The organism is Streptomyces sp. NPDC023157 (assembly GCF_055560575.1).
Window position 1 is genome coordinate 163,220 of record NZ_JBVHIL010000007.1, and the last position, 20,197, is coordinate 183,416.

General features: G+C 69.9%; 10 protein-coding genes. 5 read left to right on the top strand and 5 right to left on the bottom strand.

Annotated features, from left to right (window positions below; all coding sequences use genetic code 11):
- Positions 1–30: 30 nt before the first annotated feature.
- On the bottom strand, positions 31–1,470 hold the full coding sequence (gene ngcE, locus ACZ3ZE_RS25485; protein WP_361176897.1) for an N-acetylglucosamine/diacetylchitobiose ABC transporter substrate-binding protein: 1,440 nt from the start codon (positions 1,468–1,470) through the stop codon (positions 31–33).
- A 381-nt stretch (positions 1,471–1,851) separates the two neighbouring features.
- On the opposite strand from ngcE, the gene ACZ3ZE_RS25490 reads away from it, so the two are divergent.
- On the top strand, positions 1,852–5,679 hold the full coding sequence (locus tag ACZ3ZE_RS25490) for a GH92 family glycosyl hydrolase (RefSeq protein ID WP_467260809.1): 3,828 nt from the start codon (positions 1,852–1,854) through the stop codon (positions 5,677–5,679).
- A 66-nt stretch (positions 5,680–5,745) separates the two neighbouring features.
- Here ACZ3ZE_RS25490 and acnA read toward each other — a convergent pair whose 3' ends face one another.
- Positions 5,746–8,463, bottom strand: coding sequence for an aconitate hydratase AcnA (gene acnA / locus ACZ3ZE_RS25495; protein WP_361176893.1), 2,718 nt, complete (start codon positions 8,461–8,463; stop codon positions 5,746–5,748).
- 675 nt (positions 8,464–9,138) lie between these two features.
- On the opposite strand from acnA, the gene ACZ3ZE_RS25500 reads away from it, so the two are divergent.
- A complete protein-coding gene (locus ACZ3ZE_RS25500; RefSeq protein ID WP_467260810.1) occupies positions 9,139–10,311 on the top strand; it encodes an eCIS core domain-containing protein in 1,173 nt (390 codons plus the stop codon).
- A 20-nt stretch (positions 10,312–10,331) separates the two neighbouring features.
- Here ACZ3ZE_RS25500 and ACZ3ZE_RS25505 read toward each other — a convergent pair whose 3' ends face one another.
- Complete coding sequence (locus ACZ3ZE_RS25505) at positions 10,332–11,183, bottom strand: alpha/beta fold hydrolase (protein WP_467260812.1); 852 nt, start codon at positions 11,181–11,183, stop codon at positions 10,332–10,334.
- Between the two features lie 64 nt (positions 11,184–11,247).
- Here ACZ3ZE_RS25505 and ACZ3ZE_RS25510 point away from each other — a divergent pair, with 64 nt between their 5' ends.
- The 3 genes from ACZ3ZE_RS25510 to ACZ3ZE_RS25520 all read left to right on the top strand — a co-directional run bounded on the left by ACZ3ZE_RS25510 (position 11,248) and on the right by ACZ3ZE_RS25520 (position 13,902).
- The gene (locus tag ACZ3ZE_RS25510; RefSeq protein ID WP_467260813.1) at positions 11,248–11,877 is read left to right on the top strand and encodes a sigma-70 family RNA polymerase sigma factor; all 630 of its coding nucleotides are present in this window, start codon (positions 11,248–11,250) and stop codon (positions 11,875–11,877) included.
- An 88-nt stretch (positions 11,878–11,965) separates the two neighbouring features.
- Positions 11,966–12,322: a VOC family protein gene (locus ACZ3ZE_RS25515; RefSeq protein ID WP_361176887.1), complete on the top strand. Its 357-nt coding sequence runs from the start codon at positions 11,966–11,968 to the stop codon at positions 12,320–12,322.
- A 50-nt stretch (positions 12,323–12,372) separates the two neighbouring features.
- The gene (locus ACZ3ZE_RS25520) at positions 12,373–13,902 is read left to right on the top strand and encodes a helix-turn-helix domain-containing protein (protein WP_361176885.1); all 1,530 of its coding nucleotides are present in this window, start codon (positions 12,373–12,375) and stop codon (positions 13,900–13,902) included.
- 72 nt (positions 13,903–13,974) lie between these two features.
- Here the strand turns inward: ACZ3ZE_RS25520 and ACZ3ZE_RS25525 are convergent, their stop codons facing one another.
- Positions 13,975–16,674, bottom strand: a complete 2,700-nt coding sequence (locus ACZ3ZE_RS25525; protein WP_467260815.1) for a pPIWI_RE module domain-containing protein — start codon at positions 16,672–16,674, stop codon at positions 13,975–13,977.
- 10 nt (positions 16,675–16,684) lie between these two features.
- Positions 16,685–20,161: a pPIWI_RE_Z domain-containing protein gene (locus ACZ3ZE_RS25530; protein ID WP_467260817.1), complete on the bottom strand. Its 3,477-nt coding sequence runs from the start codon at positions 20,159–20,161 to the stop codon at positions 16,685–16,687.
- Positions 20,162–20,197: the final 36 nt, after the last annotated feature.

The following is a 20,197-nucleotide window of genomic DNA, read 5'->3' on the forward strand; positions in this document are numbered from 1 at the left end:
TGTCCCTGATGTCCCCGGTGTGCTGAGCGGTCAGTCGCGGTGGTTCTTCTTGGCCGCCGGGTCCTTGGCGGCCTTGTCGACGGCGGCCTGGGCCCGCTTGAGCCACTCGGCGGGCTGGATGCGCTTGGCCATCAGCTCGTTGGAGGCGTTCTGGATCTCGGTGTCCATCTCGCTGTACCACTCGGTGTACAGGTAGCGGAACGTGTTGGTGCCGGCCGCCTTGGAGGCCACGACCGTCGACTGGGTGCCGGGGCGCAGCTTGACGCTCGGGTCCACACCGTCCGCGAGGATGGTGAGGGAGTTCGCCTCCTTGGCGAAGAGCGTCGACCACTCCTTGGAGAGCATCATCCGCATGAACTCCTTCGCCTCGGCCAGGTTCTTGGCCTTGGACGGGATGATGAAGGGTTCACCGGAACCGGCGCGGATGGCCTCGTACGGCATCTTGCTGCCGGGCAGCAGCGGCATCGGCATGAACTTCATGTCGAAGTCGGCCGGGGTCTGCTTGAGCTGCTCGTTCTCCAGCCAGGAGCCGGAGGTGATGAACACGGCCTTGTACTGGTTCCAGCGGGTCTGCGACTCGGTGTGGGTGAGGCCGTTGGTGCCGGCCATCAGGTAGCCCTTCTCCACCAGTTCGTAGACCGCCTCGACGGCCTCCTTGGCCGCGGCGGAGCCGACGAACGCCTTGGGGTCGAGGTTGTCGATGGCCTTCATGGCCTCCAGACCGCCCTTCTTGGCGATCAGGTCCATGATGGCGACGTTGATGTAGTACGGGTACTTGCCCTGGTGGGCGAGTCCGCCGATGCCCTGCGCCGTGGCCTCCTTGCAGATGGCCATGAACTCGTCCCAGGTCTTGGGCTCGGTCCAGCCCTTCTCCTTGAAGAGCTTGCCGGAGTACCACAGGCCCCACACCGTGTAGATGTAGTTGAGGGCGACGACCTTGCCCTCCTGGAGGCCGGCGTCGACGGTGCCGGGGATCAGGGTGTCGCGGACCTTCTTGGACGGGTCGTCGACGGACGGCGCGTCGAGGACCTCGGCGAGGTCGAGCAGCTGCCCGTTCTTCGCGAGCACGTCGATCTTGATCTTCTGGGCGCCGGAGTCGTCGACGATGTCCGGCGGGTTGCCCGCGTTGAAGCGCGGCTGCAGCTTGCCGGTGATCTCCTGGGTGCCGGTGTGGGTGGCGGTGATGTCCCACTTCTTGTTGAAGCTGGCCTCCCACGCCTTGGCGTAGTCGTCGCCGTACCCGCCCTTGAAGACGACGACGTCGATCTTGCCGCCCTTGGCGACGCCGAACGGGTTGTCCTTCGTCTTCTCGCCCTTGGGCTTGTCTTTGCCCGCGTCGTCGCCCCCGCTGGAGGCACACGCGGACAGGAAACTCATGGTCGGCACCGAGATCAGACCGAGTGCGGCGGAACGCTTGATCAGATCGCGACGGCCGAGGCCCTCATGGTTCTGGGCGGAGGTGGATCCCATGCTCAAGTCCTCGCCTTCATTCAGGACTCAGGCGGTGTACCGGTCGCCCGTACAGATTCGCCTCAGCGAAGGGCCCCGCCACCGCGGTCAATTGCAGCTGGGTCGTACATGGGTCGGGCCGTCGTGCGCAGTGGTACGACGGGCGGGACGCCGACAGGTATAGTCCACTTCCCGCCGCCGGAGCAAGATCGAAACCCGCTTTCTCCGGGAGTCGTCTCCGAGTTGAGACCTGCGCGATGCCGGAGGCGTTTCTGCCCCGTTTCCTCCCCGATTTTGCCGTCAACACCCTTGACACCACCTGTCACTTGGCCTTCTCCTGGGGACTTGCTCGGCGAGAATGACAACGTTGTCTACATCCAGTGGCAGGAGCGACGACACCGCATGCGCCCCCCTCTCAGAGCGGTCTCCCTGGCAGCCTCGGCGGCATTGGTCCTGAGCCTCACCCCCACGGTGGCTCAGGCGCTTCCGGGCGGAACGGACCAATCGCCTCGATCGGATGTCTCCACACGGGAGTTCACCACCTCCTTCGAAGCGGACGAAACCCAGCCGACCTGGCGGAACACCGTCGAAGTCGGCCCCGACGGAAAGAAGCGGACAAGCGGGGTCGACGGCGGATTCGTCACCGGCATCCCCGGCAACGTCACCGACCGCGTGACGACGCTGCGCGCCAGCGGCGAGAACGCGTCCTCCGGCGAGGTCAAGGAGAACCTGACCGACCTCCAACCCGGCACCAAATGGCTGGTGTTCGAGCCCACCGCGTGGATCGAGTTCGACCTCGACGCGCCCGTGAAGCTGGCGACGTACGCGCTGACCTCGGCCAACGACGCCGCCGAGCGCGACCCGCGCGACTGGACCCTCAAGGGCTCGGCGGACGGCAAGGAGTGGACGGTCCTCGACACGCGCGCGGGCGAGTCCTTCGCCAAGCGCTTCGAGACCCGCTCGTACGACCTCGCGGGCGGCGGCGTCACCGCGTACGCCCACTACCGTCTGGAGATCACCAAGAACGCGGGCGCGGGCCTGACCCAGCTCTCCGACGTTCAGTTCTCGAACGGGGACGCCTCCCAGCCCGTCCCCGAGGAGATGCGCAGCCAGGCGGAGCGCGGCCCCAGCGGCTCCCCCACCGCCAAGGCGGGCGCCGGGTTCACCGGGAAGCGCGCGCTGCGCTACGCGGGCACCCACCGGGGCGAGGGCCGGGCCTGGTCGTACAACAAGGTCTTCGACGTCGACACCCGGATCACGCGGAACACCGAGCTGTCGTACCGGATCTTCCCGGCGATGAACGAGACGGACCTGAACTACCCCGCGACGAACGTCGCCGTCGACCTCGCCTTCACCGACGGCACCTATCTGAGCGGGCTCGGCGCCACCGACACGCACGGCGGGCTCCTCACCCCGCAGGGGCAGGGCGCCGCCAAGCGGCTCTACGTCAACCAGTGGAACCAGGTCACGGCGAGGATCGGCGAGGTCGCGAACGGGAAGACCGTCGACCGGATCCTCGTGGCGTACGACTCCCCCAAGGGCCCGGCGAAGTTCCAGGGCTGGATCGACGACCTGTCGCTCGCCCCGAAGGCGCCGCGGCAGCCGCTCGCCCGGCTCTCCGACTACGCCTCGACGACCCGGGGCACGAACTCCTCCGGCTCCTTCTCGCGCGGCAACACGTTTCCGGCCACGGCCGTGCCGCACGGCTTCAACTTCTGGACGCCGGTGACGAATTCGGCCTCACAGAGCTGGCTGTACGAGTACGCGCGGAGCAACAACGCCGACAACCTGCCGACCCTGCAGGCACTGTCCGCGAGCCATGAGCCGAGCCCGTGGATGGGCGACCGGCAGACCTTCCAGCTGATGCCCTCGGCCGCCGCCGGCGCCCCGCCGGCCGACCGGACGGCCCGGGCACTGCCCTTCCGGCACGAGAACGAGACGGCCCGGCCGCACTACTACGGCGTCACGTTCGAGAACGGCCTGAAGGCGGAGATCGCGCCGACGGACCACGCGGCGGCGATGCGCTTCACCTACCCCGGCGCCGACGCGAGCGTCGTCTTCGACAACGTCACCGACCAGGGCGGGCTCACCCTCGACCCGGCGACGAGCTCCTTCACCGGCTGGTCCGACGTGAGGAGCGGGCTGTCCACCGGGGCCGGGCGGATGTTCGTGTACGGCGTCTTCGACGCGCCGGTCACCGGCTCCGGCAAGCCGGCGGAGCCGGGTGTGAAGGGGCACTTCCGCTTCGACGCGGGCGCGGACCGCACGGTCGGCCTGCGGATCGCGACCTCGCTGATCTCCGTCGAGCAGGCGAAGGCGAACCTCGCCGACGAGATCCCCGAGGGCACCGGCTTCGACACCGTACGGGAGCGGGCCCAGGACGCCTGGGACGAGGTGCTCGGCCGGGTCACCGTCGAGGGCGCGACCCACGACCAGCTCGTCACCCTCTACTCCAGCCTCTACCGGCTGTACCTGTACCCCAACTCCAGCTTCGAGAAGGTCGGTTCGGGCTACCGGTACGCCAGCCCCTTCGCCGCCCCGGCCGGTCCCGACACCCCGACCCGTACCGGCGCGAAGATCGTCGACGGCAAGGCGTACGTCAACAACGGCTTCTGGGACACCTACCGGACGACCTGGCCGGCCTACTCCTTCCTCACCCCGAAGAAGGCGGGCGAGCTGGTCGACGGCTTCGTGCAGCAGTACAAGGACGGCGGCTGGATCTCCCGCTGGTCCTCCCCCGGCTACGCGGACCTGATGACCGGCACCTCCTCGGACGTCGCCTTCGCGGACGCGTACGTGAAGGGCGTGGACTTCGACGGGGAGGCCGCGTACGAGGCGGCCCTGAAGAACGCCACCGTCGTCGCGCCGAGCCGGGGCGTCGGCCGCAAGGGCATGGAGACCTCGCCCTTCACCGGCTACGCCTCGACCGAGACCCACGAGGGCCTGTCCTGGTCCCTGGAGGGCTATCTCAACGACTACGGCATCGCGAAGATGGGCCAGGCCCTCTACGAGAAGACCGGCAAGAAGCGCTACCGCGAGGAGTCGGCGTACTTCCTGAACCGGGCGCGGAACTACGTCTCGCTCTTCGACGCGAAGGCCGGTTTCTTCCAGGGGCGGGACGCCAAGGGGGCCTGGCGGCTGCCCTCGGAGACGTACGACCCGCGCGTCTGGGGCTACGACTACACGGAGACCAACGGCTGGGGCTACGCCTTCACCGCCCCGCAGGACTCCCGGGGCCTGGCCAACCTGTACGGCGGCCGGGCGGGCCTCGCGAAGAAGCTGGACGCCTACTTCTCGACGCCCGAGACGGCGAGCCCCGACGTCGCCGGCTCGTACGGCAGCGTGATCCACGAGATGACCGAGGCGCGGGACGTGCGGATGGGCATGTACGGGCACTCGAACCAGGTCGCCCACCACGTGCCCTACATGTACGACGCGGCCGGGCAGCCGTGGAAGACGGCCGAGAAGGTCCGCGAGGTCCTGTCCCGTCTCTACACCGGCAGTGAGATCGGCCAGGGCTACCACGGCGACGAGGACAACGGCGAGCAGTCGGCCTGGTTCCTCTTCTCCGCGCTCGGCTTCTACCCGCTGGTGATGGGCAGCGGGGAGTACGCTATCGGCTCGCCGCTCTTCAAGAAGGCGACGGTGCGGATGGACAACGGGCGCACGCTGGTCGTGGAGGCCCCGCGCAACAGCGCCCGCAACGTGTACGTCCAGGGCGTGCGGCTGAACGGGAAGCGGTGGACGTCGACGGCGCTGCCGCACGACCTGCTGGCGAAGGGCGGCACGCTGAAGTTCGACCTGGGCCCCGAGCCCTCGGCGTGGGGCACCGGCGGCTCGGCCGCCCCGGTCTCGGTCACCCGCGACGACAAGGTGCCGGCGCCCCGGGCGGACCTGGTGAAGGGCGCCGGCGTGCTCTTCGACGACACCTCGGCGACGGCGGCGCCGCTGGCCGGCGCGGTGGAGCTGCCGGTGGCGGCGCCCGGGAAGGCGGTCCAGTACACGCTGACCTCCTCCGCCGACCGGGCGAAGGCACCGGCGGGCTGGGTGCTCCAGGGCTCGACGGACGGCGTGACCTGGAAGGACCTGGACCGGCGGGCCGGCGAGTCCTTCGCGTGGGACCGGCAGACCCGGGTGTTCACGGTGGCGGCGCCGGGCTCGTACGCGCGCTACCGACTCGTGGCGACGGGCCCGGGCGCGGAGCTCGCGGAGATCGAGCTGCTGGGCTGACACGCGTACGGGCATGAGGAAGGGCCCTCTCCCCACCGGGGAGAGGGCCCTTGCCGTTCCTGATCCTTAGCCGCGGATCAGGTTGCGCAGCACGTACTGCATGATGCCGCCGTTGCGGTAGTAGTCGGCCTCACCGGGGGTGTCGATGCGGACGACCGCGTCGAACTCGACACCGGTGTCGGTGGTGACCTTGACGGTGCTCGGGGTCGTGCCCTCGTTCAGCTCGGTGATGCCCGCGATGGAGAAGGTCTCCTCGCCGGTCAGGCCGAGCGAGTCGGCCGACTGGCCGGCCGGGAACTGGAGCGGGAGGACGCCCATGCCGATGAGGTTCGAGCGGTGGATGCGCTCGTACGACTCGGTGATGACGGCCTTGACGCCGAGGAGCGCGGTGCCCTTGGCCGCCCAGTCGCGGGACGAGCCGGAGCCGTACTCCTTGCCGCCCAGGATGACCAGCGGGATGCCGGCGGCCTGGTAGTTCTGCGAGGCGTCGTAGATGAACGACACCGGCGCGTCGGCCTGGGTGAAGTCGCGGGTGAAGCCGCCCTCGGTGCCCGGCGCGATCTGGTTGCGCAGGCGGATGTTGGCGAAGGTGCCGCGGATCATGACCTCGTGGTTGCCTCGGCGCGAGCCGTAGGAGTTGAAGTCACGACGCTCCACACCGTGCTCGGTGAGGTACTTGCCGGCCGGGGTGTCGGCCTTGATGGCACCGGCCGGGGAGATGTGGTCGGTGGTGACCGAGTCGCCCAGCTTGGCCAGGACACGGGCGCCGCTGATGTCGGTGACCGGGGTGGTCTCCATCGTCATGCCCTCGAAGTACGGGGGCTTGCGCACGTAGGTGGACTCGGCGTCCCACTCGAAGGTGTTGCCGGTCGGGATCGACAGGGCCTGCCACTGGGCGTCGCCCGCGAAGACGTCCTGGTAGGACTTGTTGAACATGTCCTCGCCGATGGCGTTGGCGACGACGTCGTTGACCTCGGCCTCCGACGGCCAGATGTCGGCCAGGTAGACGGGCTTGCCGTCCTGGTCCACACCGAGGGCGTCCTTGGTGATGTCCACCTTCATGGAGCCCGCGATGGCGTACGCGACGACCAGCGGCGGGGAGGCCAGGTAGTTCATCTTGACGTCGGGGTTGATACGGCCCTCGAAGTTCCGGTTGCCGGAGAGGACCGAGGTGACCGCCAGGTCGTGCTCGTTGACGGCCTTGGAGACCTCCTCCGGCAGCGGGCCGGAGTTGCCGATGCAGGTGGTGCAGCCGTAGCCGACGAGGTTGAAGCCGACCTTGTCGAGGTACGGGGTCAGGCCCGCCTTGTCGAAGTAGTCGGTGACGACCTTCGAGCCCGGTGCGAGGGTGGTCTTGACCCACGGCTTGCGGGTCAGGCCCTTCTCGGTGGCCTTCTTCGCGACGAGCGCGGCGGCGACCATCACGTACGGGTTCGACGTGTTGGTGCAGGAGGTGATCGCGGCGACGGTGACGGCGCCGTGGTCGAGCTCGTACGTCGTGCCGTCGGGGGCGGTCACCTGGACCGGCTTCGACGGGGCGCCGTTCGGGTGGTTCGCCGGGGCGTCGGAGGCCGGGAAGGACTCCTTGCCCGCCTCGTCGACCTCGTCGACGTAGTTGCGCACGTCCTGGGCGAACTGCGCGGCGGCGTTCGCGAGGACGATGCGGTCCTGCGGGCGCTTCGGGCCGGCGATCGACGGGACGACCGTGGAGAGGTCGAGCTCCAGCTTCTCGGAGAAGTCGGGCTCGGCGGCCGGGTCGAGCCAGAGGCCCTGCTCCTTGGCGTACGCCTCGACGAGCGCGACCTGCTGCGCGGAGCGGCCGGTGAGCTTGAGGTAGTTCAGGGTCTCGCCGTCGATCGGGAAGACCGCGGCGGTGGAGCCGAACTCGGGCGACATGTTGCCGATGGTGGCGCGGTTCGCGAGGGAGGTGGCGGCGACGCCCTCACCGTAGAACTCGACGAACTTGCCGACGACACCGTGCTTGCGCAGCATCTCGGTGATGGTCAGCACCAGGTCGGTGGCGGTGGTGCCGGCGGGCAGCTCGCCGGTCAGCTTGAAGCCGACGACGCGCGGGATCAGCATGGAGACCGGCTGGCCGAGCATCGCGGCCTCGGCCTCGATGCCGCCGACGCCCCAGCCCAGCACACCGAGGCCGTTGACCATGGTGGTGTGCGAGTCGGTGCCGACGAGGGTGTCGGGGTACGCCTGGCCGTTGCGGACCATGACGGTGCGGGCCAGGTGCTCGATGTTCACCTGGTGCACGATGCCGGTGCCCGGCGGGACGACCTTGAAGTCGTCGAAGGCGGTCTGGCCCCAGCGCAGGAACTGGTAGCGCTCCTTGTTGCGGCCGTACTCCAGCTCGACGTTCTGCGCGAACGCGTCGTTGGTGCCGAACTTGTCGGCGATGACGGAGTGGTCGATGACCATCTCGGCCGGGGAGAGCGGGTTGATCTTCGCCGGGTCACCGCCGAGCGCGGCGACGGCCTCACGCATGGTGGCGAGGTCGACGACGCAGGGCACGCCGGTGAAGTCCTGCATGATCACGCGCGCCGGCGTGAACTGGATCTCCTGGCTCGGCTGGGCCTGGGAGTCCCAGTCGCCGAGCGCCCGGATGTGGTCGGCGGTGATGTTCGCGCCGTCCTCGGTACGGAGCAGGTTCTCCAGGAGAACCTTCAGGCTGTAAGGCAGCCGGGCGGAGCCCTCCACCTTGTCCAGCTTGAAGATCTCGTACGACTCGTCACCCACGCGCAGCGTGGCGCGGGCGTCGAAGCTGTTCGCCGACACGACAGTCTCCTTCATATATGTGCGCGTTCCACCGCATCCTGCCGCCACGTACACGTCGTCGATCCGCTAAGGTAAGGCTAAGTTAGGTAACCCTTACCGGGGTGGCGGCAGCGGTGCGCCTCGGCAGATATCTCGATGTCGAGATAACTCTAGTACATCACCGGCGGTCGGTCATGCCCGGCATGCCAGTGGTGGCGCCCGCCGCGCGCCGCGGCTCGGGGGCCGAGCGGCTGCGGGGCCGGCACCTGGGGGGCTGGGCGGGCGAGCTCGGTTGCGGGGGCCCGGAGGGCTGGGGGCCTGGGGGCCTGGGGGCCTGGGGGCAGCGAACGATGCCCGGCGTTCTGCCTTCCCTTTCCTTTCCGCACCCCGGACAGGGCGGTGTCGTGGGGATGGCCTCCCGCAACGTCGACAGGAAGGGCGGCACCCCGCATGGTCCGCAAGAACGGTCGAACCCCCGACTCCGAACGCTCCCCCCAGCCTCCGCCCGGCCGGACACCCCTGCCCCGATCGGGCGCGCTGAACCTCCCGGAGACCGCCGGGAACACGGCGATGATCCAGATGCTCCGCCAGGCAGGGCACCCCTGGGCCCAGGCCCCCTCACCCGAGCAGCACCAGCACGGACCCGGCTGCGACCATCGGGCCACTTCGCGCTCCGGGGCCACGGAGGCGGCGCCGGTGCAGCGATCCACCGTCCATGACGTACTCCGCGCCCCCGGCCGGCCCCTCGACGACAACACGCGCACCGACATGGAGTCCCGCCTCGGCGCGGACTTCACCGACGTCCGCATCCACGACGACAGCGCGGCCCGCGCATCCGCCGACGAGATCGGCGCCCGGGCGTACACCTCGGGCAGTCATGTCGTCATCGGCGCCGGCGGCGGTGACAAGCACACACTGGCCCACGAGCTCACCCACGTCATCCAGCAGCGCCAAGGGCCGGTGGCCGGGGCCGATCACGGAGACGGTCTGCGCGTCAGCGACCCCTCCGACCGCTTCGAGCGCGAAGCCGAGGCCAACGCCACCCGGGCCATGGGGGCGTCCACCGCGGAACCCGCGTCACACGATGCGCTCCCTCGTTCCCAGGACACCGGCCACACGGCCAGCGTGCAGCGCATGCCCTTCAACTCCAACGGAAAGCAGACCGCCGGGCCGCCTCCGAAGCAGGGCGACCACCTGTTCAACAAACTGGCCGAGGCCGCGATCGCTCTCGGAACAAACGGCAACGACAGAATGCAAGCCGTTTTCAACGGGCTCGACAGCGCCACCAAGAAGATCCTGAAGAACAACCAGGCCGCCCTCCAGACGAAGCGGAACGCCTATATGGCCAAGCGGGCGGAAATGCTGGAGAAGGCGGCCGAGGCAAAACGGGAGCGGCACCCGAAGGACCACCCGAAGACGTTGTTCTACGCCGCGGAGGGCGTCAGCAGCCAGGCCGGCGGCGATACCAACTCGACGACGTTCGGGTCCTTCAGGGACAGCCTTGTCGCTCTGCCGAGTCTCTGCGGAACAACCGCCAACGGGACCGTCCAGCCCCTTGCGCTACCCGCCGATGTGGCCGCCGCGCGGGGTGGGTGGGACAACCTCAAGGGCAAGGTCTATGACAGTGACGCGGAAAACAGGGTGAGGACCTTCCTGAAGGGGATCGAGAGGGGGAAGCACCAAAGGAGTTTCGGGACGTGGCTCACTGCTACACAGACCATCTACACAGAGCTGTACACACTGATGATGGAGACGGTCGAGGCCCTTCAGGACGTGTGCGCGACGATGCTCAGGGGCGGCGTGGCCGCCACGCCCGCCACGCCCGCGAACAGTACGGCGACCACGGATCCGGAGGAGAGCCACACCTGACGGGCGGCCGGCGCCCACCTCTAGGAGAGGAAGCCGGCCAGGGTCTCCGTGAATCGCGCGGGGTCGTCGAGCCACGGGTAGTGCCCCGCTCCCGGCTGGACGGTGAAGTCGGCGCGGGGGAAGAGGCCGGCGAACTCCGCCACCGCGCTCGGCGGGCTGTTCAGGTCGTGGGCCCCGGCCAGCAGGAGGACCGGGGCGGGGAAGCCGGCGAGCGCGGCGCGGGTGGCGTCCGGGGTGAAGGCGCCGTCGGCGACGAAACGGGCGACGGCCTCGGGATTGTCGGGCTGCCCCTCGGCGTGGTGGCGTCGGGCGGCCTCGTCCCAGCGCCCGTACAGGAAGGGGGCGATGGCCTCCCAGTCGCTCCCCTCCCCCGCGACGATCGCCTCCAGGGCGGCGAAGGCCTCCGGGAACCACGGCTCGCCCGCCCTCTCCAGCGCCAGTTCGCGCCGGACCTCGGGGGCCACCTCCACCCCGACGGCCCGCATTCCGGGCGCGACCAGGGCGAGCCGGGTGACGCGGTGCGGGTAGCGGGCGGCGTACTGGGTGGCGACGTTGGCGCCCGCGGAGTGGCCGAGCAGGTCGAACCGGTCGAGCCCGAGGTGCCGGCGGAGCGCCTCGATGTCCTCGACGAGGCGGTCGCAGCGGTACGAGGAGGGGTCGGCGGGCACGTCGGAGCGGCCCGTGCCGCGCAGGTCCGGGATCACCAGGGTGCGGTGGGCGGACAGGCCGCCGAGGTCGCCGAGGTAGGCGGAGTCGGCGGGACCACCGGGGACACAGAGGAGCGGGGCACCGGAGCCGGTGAGGCGGTGGGCCAGCCGGGTGCGGTCGGGGGCGGTGAGGAACAGCGCGGGTGACGTCTCGACAGGTCTCATAACTCGGTTATATAACGTGGTTATGAGAGCTGTCGAGGGCGGGTTCGGCCGGTATAACTGGGGGGTGACAGCCGACGACAACGCACCCCCGGACCCGACCGCCGACCTGACCGAACAACAGGTCGAGGACCTGTTCGCCGGGATGAACGAGGTCATCCGGGCGGGCGAGGAGATGCGCCGGACACGCGCCGAGATGATCCAGCTGTTCGCCGCCGCCGGCTGGACGCAGGACCGGCTCGCGCGGCTCGCCGGGATGAGCCAGCCGGCCGTCTCCAAACAGGTGTCCAAGCCCCGCACCGGGGAGCCGGCCGACCTGTCGCAGGACGGGGACGACACGCCGTGGCTAGAGGGGCGCCTGTGGGGCCTGGCCGAGCAGGTGTCGGACACCTTGGACGGCACGGCCCACTGCTCGCGGCCGGTCCACGCGCTGGCCCGCGGCCGGAAGCGGTTCACCCCGCAGAACGTGGACGCGCTGCGGCGCCTGGTCGAGGCGGACCTGCGGGAGCGCGCGGCGGAACTGCCGGGCGCGTACCGGGACACGTACGACCGGATCGCCCGGGGTCTCGACGTACGGGCCGGGGCGGGCGGGACGAACGGGCCGGACGGGCCGACCGAGGCCGGCTCCGCCTCGGCGCGGCGGGCGCTGGCCCGCCAGATCCAGCGCGTCAGACTGCGCGACACCGACGGAAACTGACGGCCGACCGCCGCCTGTCGCCCCCGCCCCCACCCCGTACGGACGCGGAACGATTGCGACAAACAGCCCACCAGTGGACGATCAACCCATGTTCAGCGGCACGCATGTGATCCTCTACACCCGGGACGCGGAGGCCGACCGCACGTTCCTCAAGGACGTGTTCGGCTTCGACCACGTGGACGCGGGGCGCGGCTGGCTCGTCTTCCGGTTGCCTCCCGCCGAGGTCGCCGTGCACCCCACGGACGGCGAGCCGAAGCACGAGGTCTACCTGATGTGCGACGACATCACGGCGACCCTGGCCCGCCTGGAGGAACGGGGGGCGGAGGTCTCACGCCCCGTCAGCGACCAGGGGTGGGGCCTGCTCTCCGGAGTGCGCCTGCCGAGCGGCACCGAACTGCCGCTCTATGAACCGCGTCACCCCATTGCGCACAGCCCGTCACCCTGATGGCCCACCCCACCGCGAGCGTCATCTCATATCTGAGATAACGTGACGGCATGGCAGACGACTACCTCGTACGCATCGGCAAGCTCATCCGTGACGCCCGCCAGCACCGTGGCTGGACCCAGACGCAGCTGGCCGAGGCGCTCGGCACGAGCCAGAGCGCGGTCAACCGGATCGAGCGCGGCAACCAGAACATCAGCCTTGAGATGATCGCCCGCATCGGCGAAGCGCTCGACAGCGAGATCGTCTCTCTCGGTTACGCCGGACCCATGCATCTGCGGGTCGTCGGCCGCCGCCGCCTCTCCGGCGCGATCGACGTCAAGACGAGCAAGAACGCGTGCGTGGCGCTGCTCTGCGCCTCGCTCCTCAACAAGGGCCGTACGGTGCTGCGCCGGGTCGCGCGCATCGAGGAGGTCTTCCGTCTCCTGGAGGTCCTCAACTCCATCGGTGTCCGCACCCGCTGGATCAACGAGGGCGTAGACCTGGAGATCGTGCCCCCGGCCGAGCTGGACATGGAGTCGATCGACGCCGAGGCGGCGATCCGCACCCGCTCCATCATCATGTTCCTCGGCCCGCTGCTGCACCGCCTGGACCGCTTCAAGCTGCCCTACGCCGGCGGCTGCGACCTCGGCACCCGCACGATCGAGCCGCACATGATCGCGCTGCGCCGCTTCGGCCTCGACATCACGGCGACCGACAACCTGTACCACGCCCAGGTGGAGCGGTCCGTCTCCCCGGACCGCCCGATCGTCCTGACCGAGCGCGGCGACACGGTGACCGAGAACGCCCTGCTGGCGGCGGCCCGCCACGACGGCGTGACCGTCATCCGCAACGCCTCCTCCAACTACATGGTCCAGGACCTGTGCTTCTTCCTGGAGGCGCTCGGCGTCCAGGTCGACGGCATCGGCACCACCACCCTCACCGTCCACGGCATCCCCCAGATCGACGTCGACGTCGACTACTCCCCCTCCGAGGACCCGGTCGAGGCGATGAGCCTGCTCGCCGCCGCGGTCGTCACCGAGTCCGAGCTGACCATCCGCCGGGTCCCGATCGAGTTCATGGAGATCGAGCTCGCCGTCCTGGAGGAGATGGGCCTCGACCACGACCGCACCCCCGAGTACGCGGCGGACAACGGCCGCACCCGCCTGGTCGACCTGACGGTCCGCCCCTCCAAACTGGAGGCGCCGATCGACAAGATCCACCCGATGCCCTTCCCGGGCCTCAACATCGACAACGTGCCCTTCTTCGCGGCCATCGCGGCCACGGCCCAGGGCAAGACCCTGATCCACGACTGGGTCTACGACAACCGCGCCATCTACCTCACCGACCTCAACCGCCTCGGCGGCCGCCTCCAGCTCCTGGACCCCCACCGCGTCCTGGTCGAAGGCCCCACCCGCTGGCGCGCCGCCGAAATGATGTGCCCCCCGGCCCTCCGCCCGGCCGTGGTAGTCCTCCTCGCGATGATGGCAGCGGAAGGCACTTCGGTGCTGCGCAACGTGTACGTCATCAACCGGGGGTACGAGGAGCTGGCGGAGCGACTCAACTCGGTGGGGGCTCAGATCGAGATCTTCCGGGACATCTAGGAAGCCGATCGGACCCCCCGCGGGTCCCGTAGGCCCGGGCCAGGTGGACGACCAGGCCCGGGCCTCTCTCCGTCAGAGCTCGTCGAGGGTGGGCGCCTCGACTCGTGCCCCCTCCGGTGCTGCGAGCGGAAGCGCGTACTCTCCGGCGAGACGTGCCAGGTGCAGCGGGAGCGGCCTGGCGAGCGGCGGGTAGTCGTCGTGCTGACGCAACTGGTGTACGAGTGTCGCCCATTCCGCCGGCTCGTCAGGGGTGTCTCCCGCACGCCCGGAGTCCGTCAGGGCCTTCTCCGACAGGCATCCGAGTACCGTGATCTCCAATTGTCCGGGGTTCCAGGCGGTCTTCCCGGGGGCAGTACGGTTCTTCGCCGTCGGTACCAGCTTCATCAGCCCCTTGGGGAGTTTCGCGGCCGTGTGAGGCCGGCTTGTCGTGCTCGCGAAGACCCGGCTCGCCTCCGGTGTCCCCCACACGCCTTCGGCGAACCCCACCTCTCCGTTCGCGTCACGGGCGTACCACTCGGCGACTTCCTCCCGTCCGTTCGCGTCCCGTACGCACAGCACACGCAGGTCCTGCCCGTACACCGTGTGGCGCTGGTCGGGTTCGTTGCCGAAGCCGAGGGTGTCGCGGCTCAGCGCGCCGTTGCGCAGGCGCGGCCAGCACTGGCGCAGATTCGCCAGATCGGTGAGCAGGAGCGTCGGACGGTCACGGAGCTGGAAGAGCACGGCGCGGATCTGCCGCTCGACCTCCGGGTCTTCGTCCGCGGGCTCTTGGGCCTCAGCGAGTTGCTGGAGCAGACTCGGGTAGGGCAGCCAGTCGCCCCGCTCGGCGTCCCAGCCTTCGATGGCTCCCGGGCTGCCGGCGCCATCCCCCGGACGGACCCGCACCGCGACGAGTCGTCGGACCGGACGGCGGGTGGGGCCCTTCCTGGTGTGCCGGACGAACCAGAGGGCCGCGTACTGGAGGTCGCCGGGGATCCCGGCGCCCACCCGGTGAGCGGGCGGGCTGATCGCACCGAACTGGCGGAACGCGTCGAGCAGGGTCCACCGTGCCCGGTGCTCCAGTGCGCTGTCGGTGTCGTCGGACAGGTTCACGAACTGGGTGAGCCAGCCCTGCCTCGCCCAGGCGACTCGCAGCGCGTGCTTGGGGTCCGAATCCGGGACCGATGTGAAACGTTCCTTGCCGGCGATCTCCGCGATCACGATGCCGAGGCCCCCGCCCGGAGGGGCGGTCCGGTCCGCGACCAGGGCGCAGCGGCCCTCTACGGCCTCCGCGAAGCGGATGGCCCTCGGGCGCTTGCGGTCCTTGGAGACCGGCAGGGCGTCGGCCAGCTCGCCGGCCGGCCGGGCGCGCACCGTGATCTCGATGCCGTCGCCTCCGCACCGCCAGGTGCCGTCGGCCTCCGGCCCCACCCTTTCGACGGGGTCGAAGCCGATGAGCCTCGGCAGTTCCGACAGGAGCGCGTCCCGTGTCTCCTTGGACTGCCAGCGCACTTCGATCTCCAGCGGGCGGTCGCCCAGGGCGCGGGCCAAGGCTGCGCGGCGCTGGAGCGTCAGCTGCGCCTCCCGCTTCCCAGGGTCGGCCTTGGCCCCTGAGCGGGGCAGGAGCGAGGGGGTGTTGCGCCTCGTGACCCTGACGAGGTCGGGGACCCTGCGCAGCACCGGACCCAGCCCCTCCTCGACCCAGGCGTCGAGATCCGCCCGCTCCCGCGGCAGCAGTCCGGTTCCGACCGGGTGCGGGCCGAGCGACGGGTGGTAGACGATGCCGGCCGCGACGTCCCCTTGCCCATTGATCCAGCGCTCCGGATGGGCGAAGAGCTCCACGGCTTCCGGATAGCGGCGCACGATGTCGAGGTCGGGCAGCAGCGACACGGAGCTGTGCCGCCGCCAGGCCGGTTCCTTCTGGCGCCGGTCGTAGGCGAGCGTGTTCGCCGTCAGCCGGTAGCCCCGGTCAGGTCCTTCCGGCCAGGGCAGCGGAGTGTCGAGGAGGACCGTCGCGCCACTGAGCTGGTGAGGGCGCACATCCAGCTGGGTGGCCCAGCGCCGCACCTGCGTCGACACATGGACGCGGAAGCGGGAGGCGAACGGCACCGTGTGGACGCAGATGTTCAGACATGCCGAGTAGTACCAGGTCTTCTTCCGGTGCTCGTAGCGCTGGGGCGGCCAGGAGATCAGGCGCGTCCCGCTCCCCGAGCTCTCGACCCGGAAGTGGAGTGAGGCGCCGCCCGTGCGGAACGGACGGGCGGCCAGCCGGAACGCGATCCACTCCGGGAGCAGGCTGTACAGGCGAGGGACGGGTTCGGCGGTGCCGCCCGGCGACATCACCGTCTCGGTGAGGTCGACGCGCTCGGTCTCCCAGCGCGGGAGCAACGCCGGCACGCGCGGGTCCTCGGCGAGGAGCCGCGCCTCCAGGTCAAGGCCGTCGTCGTCCCCTTCGGCATCGAGATAGTCCGGTGCCAGGGCCATGGACCAGGTACCGATCAGCGGGGCGAGAACGTCAGGTGGCACTACCTCGCGGGCGTAGAGCCAGGGAAGGCCGCCGTCCGTACCGGCGTTGCGGCCGGTCGCGATGACGCCCGGAGCCATGGCCCGGAGCAGGGAGTTGAGCCCCCGGACGGGAAGCCGGTCGGGGCGGCTCCCGCCCTCGTTGGCGGCGGCGTTCAGGCAGGTGAGCTCGGCGTGCAGATCCTCGCCGAGCCGCAGCACATGCAGGTCCTCCCGCCAGGGTCCATGGCCCGGGTCGGGTTCGTACGCGGCGGAGCGGATGGTGGGGTACACGGGGTTCCTCCTAGCGGGTGCTGTGCGGTTCCTCGGCGGGGGTGCGGGGGTCCGGATCGGTGAGCAGCCGGGTGAGCATCTGCCGGAGCGGCCCGTACAGGGCGCCGGCGATGAACTGCTCCTCGGCGGTCTTCGTGTCGCTTTCGAAGTAGGGATCCAGTACGGCGAGCATGCTGTGCAGCAGGCTCGACTCCGGGGTGTCGGGACGGTCGGACGGCCCGCCTCGGTGCGGAGCGAAGGCCACGTCGACGAAGACGACCTTGGCGGGCACACCACCACGCACCAGCCGTCCGATCACCTGCCACATCAGGACCAGCAAGTCCCAAGTGACGCGTTCCCGTTCGTCCCCGAGGCGGCTCCACGCCATCGAGTGCTCCAGCACCTGGTACCAGCGGGACCGGGCCAGCCGGCGGACCTCGTCGGCCCCGTCCTCGACGGTGCGTCCCGTCCGCACCCACGAGGCGAACGTGTCACTGGTGGTGGCACGCACGATCCAGTCGTTCACCGCGTAGACGGCCTGGTGCAGGTCGTCTGGGTGCGGATTGGGGCGGGCCAGGAAGTAGACCGTCCCGATGGCGGCCTCGTCCTCCTCGTTGAGGATGTTGTGGCCCCGCTCCACGGAGAGCAGGGGCGCGACGAGAATCTCCGCGCCGAGGTCCTTCAGGCTTTCGACGTCCCCTCGACGGAGCGAACGGGCACGGTGCGCGGACGGCTCCTCGTCCTCGGGGGCGATGTCCTCGTCGTCCGAGACGAGGCAGAGCACGCTGTTCTGCCAACGCGGGTTGAGGTTGTGCAGGGTATCGGCGACGACGCGCGCCTCGACGTAACTGCCGACCAACAGGAGGATCCGGTTCCGCTCGGCCGGCAAGCCGAGCAGCTCAACCTCCAGTGGCCCACCGCTGGGGGCGTCTTCCTCTCCTTGCCCGAGGTACCGTGCGATGCGGCGCAGCTTCTCCGGCCGTTCGTCGGCGTCCGTCCCGGACAGGCGCAGCTTCTCGTCGCCGTCCTCGATGAACTCGAAGCGCATCGTGCTCTCGGACGCGATGCGCTCGGTCACCTCGCGCGGCGGCTCGATGAGCACGCCGACCGGCACGCGGACGTGGTAACGGCTGGACGCACCGGCCCAGCTGCTACCGGACATGAGGAGCAGATGGGCCCCGGGCCGGCCGTCCACGGAGGCGAGGTGCGGGATGGCACGGAGCAGTTCACGGCCGACGCCGCTACAACGGAAGAAACTGAGTTCGCCGCTGCGGACACCCCCCTCGTCCTCGCCGGCGACCTGGAACTGGAATCCCAGGACGTTGCCCATGGGTGCCTCGGGAACCATGGGGCCGTAGTCGTCGGGACGGCGGTACATCTCGTTGAAGCGCAGGTTGAGCGCGGACTCGACCCGGGGCCACATGGCGTTGATCATGGCGAGCCGCGGTTCGAGGGCGCTCACGAGCAGGGTGAACTCGAACTGTCGGGCGAGTTCCTTCCGCCACTCCTCGGGGGCCTTCGGGGGCTTCTTCCCGCACCTTCTCCGCCCATCGGCCCCGGACTTCCTCTTCCGCGACTCGTCCTGATCGCGCTGCCACTCGGCGAGCTCCTTCTCGTACGTCTCCTGCCGGGCCGCCATGTACGTGCCGTCCAACCGGAGGACGTCGTCCATGACCTGGCCCAGCCGGCGTCGGGTGTTCTCCGGGTTGCCCGTGTGGAGCAGTTCGTTGAGCAGTCCGGTGAGCAGGCCGAAGTCCTCGTCCGTGCGGCGGGCCCGGTCGCCGAAGGGGTTGTCGCGGAACGCGTCGAAGAGTCGGCCGAGCTGCTCCCTCGGCGCATGGTTCTCGTGTTCGGGACCGCTACCCTCGGGAAGCGGGTATCGCTGGTCGAGCAGGCCGATCTGAAGGGTCCAGGAGCTGAAGTAGCCCGTGCGGACCCAGCAGCGCAAGTCGTAGTCGGACACAAGCATCGCGTAGAGCCGGTCCGTCGCCGAGGTGGCGGTGTTGAGGGCGGCCGTGAACGTCTCGACGTCTCGCTCGGAGAGTTGGGTACGGCCACTGGCGGCGAGTTCACGGATCTTGTGACGGGCGAGCCCGTCGATGAGGCCCTTGTCCTCGTCGCCGACGAGGACCGTGGCCGGCGCGAAGATCTGGTCCAGCTGCATCTGCACCCGGTCGGCCTCGTCGATGATCACGAGGTCGCTGCGGCGGCAGGCCAGTTCGAGGTAGCGGATACGCTCGCCGTTCTGCGGGCGCGGTGGTGAGGCGTCGATCAGGCCGCCCGGTGTCGTGACCCAGATGCGCGCGCCGACCAGAGCGCGGGAACTGTGGTGCCGGGGGCAGAGGGACCAGTACGGACAGCTGTTCAGCCCCTTCTGCCACGGGGACTTCGCCGCTCCAGTGACACCGCGGCCCGGCTTAGTCGGCGGCCTGAGCCGGACACAGGGCGCCTCGCCGAAGGCCAGCGGTTCCGCGGACGGGGAGACGCCTTCACGCCGGGTGTTCAGGACACAGGACGTTCCGAGGTAGGCGAAGGCCGGATCGTCGTGGGCGAGTAATCGCTGCTCGTCGCGTCCGGCGAGTCTGCGGTGCAGCCGCTGGGCGTGCCGTTCCCGGCCCGAGTATCCGAGCACGGGAGCCGCCGCGCCGTCGGTGTACCGGTTGTACATCTCGACCAGCTTGAGCACTTCCGCGACGTCGGTGACGACGATGGTGGTGCTCAGGCCCAGCCTCGCCAGGTGGACGGCGATGATGTCCCGCAGCGTGCTCTTGCCCGCGCCGACGATGCCCAGCAGATGCTGGATCCCGTCGATCGTGAACTCGAAGTCGCGGGCCTTCCGGAAGACCCCGTCCTCGTTGACCGACAGCTCGAAGGCCCCGAGCCGCTCCACCCACCTCGGCCCACCTCCCCGCCCGGAGGACGTGTGCAGGGCGTCCATGTCCGCGGCGGTGCGCTCAAGATCCTTCCTGGTGAAGACCATGGGCGCGCCCTCACCGGCCGGAACGCGGTCCAGGTCGTGGGCGACGAGCGGGGTCGGGGGAACGTCCGGCAGATCGACCACCGCCAGGGACCGGCTCACGGCGAACGCGTGCCGCCCCGGACCCGCGACCGGCAGCCGTTGACCCGCCAGCGGCGGGGCGACCCTCAGCAGCCGGTCGTAGACGTCGAACCGGTCCCCGGCGACGGAGATCTCCTGGCGGACCGCCGGTGCCTCGGTGTCCGGCACGTCGAAGGCGCGCACCCGCGCATCCGACTGCTGGTACCGGTCCAGGGCCTCGCGCCAGGCCCGGCCCCTGCGCAGCGTCCACAGCGAGTACCGGGCGGCCCGCAGCGTCTCCTCCGCGTCCGCGGGCAGTGGGGCACCGTACGCCTCCGCGAACGCGTATCCGCTGAAGAGCACCCAGGCGCTGCCCGCGGGGATGCCCGGCAGCATGCGCTGCTGGAGGTGCAGGCCCAGTTCGACCTGGCAGAGAGCTTCCAGGGCGGGCCTCCGGACGGACGACCCCAAGAATCCCTGCAGTGCGCGGAGTACGTCGTTCAAGGG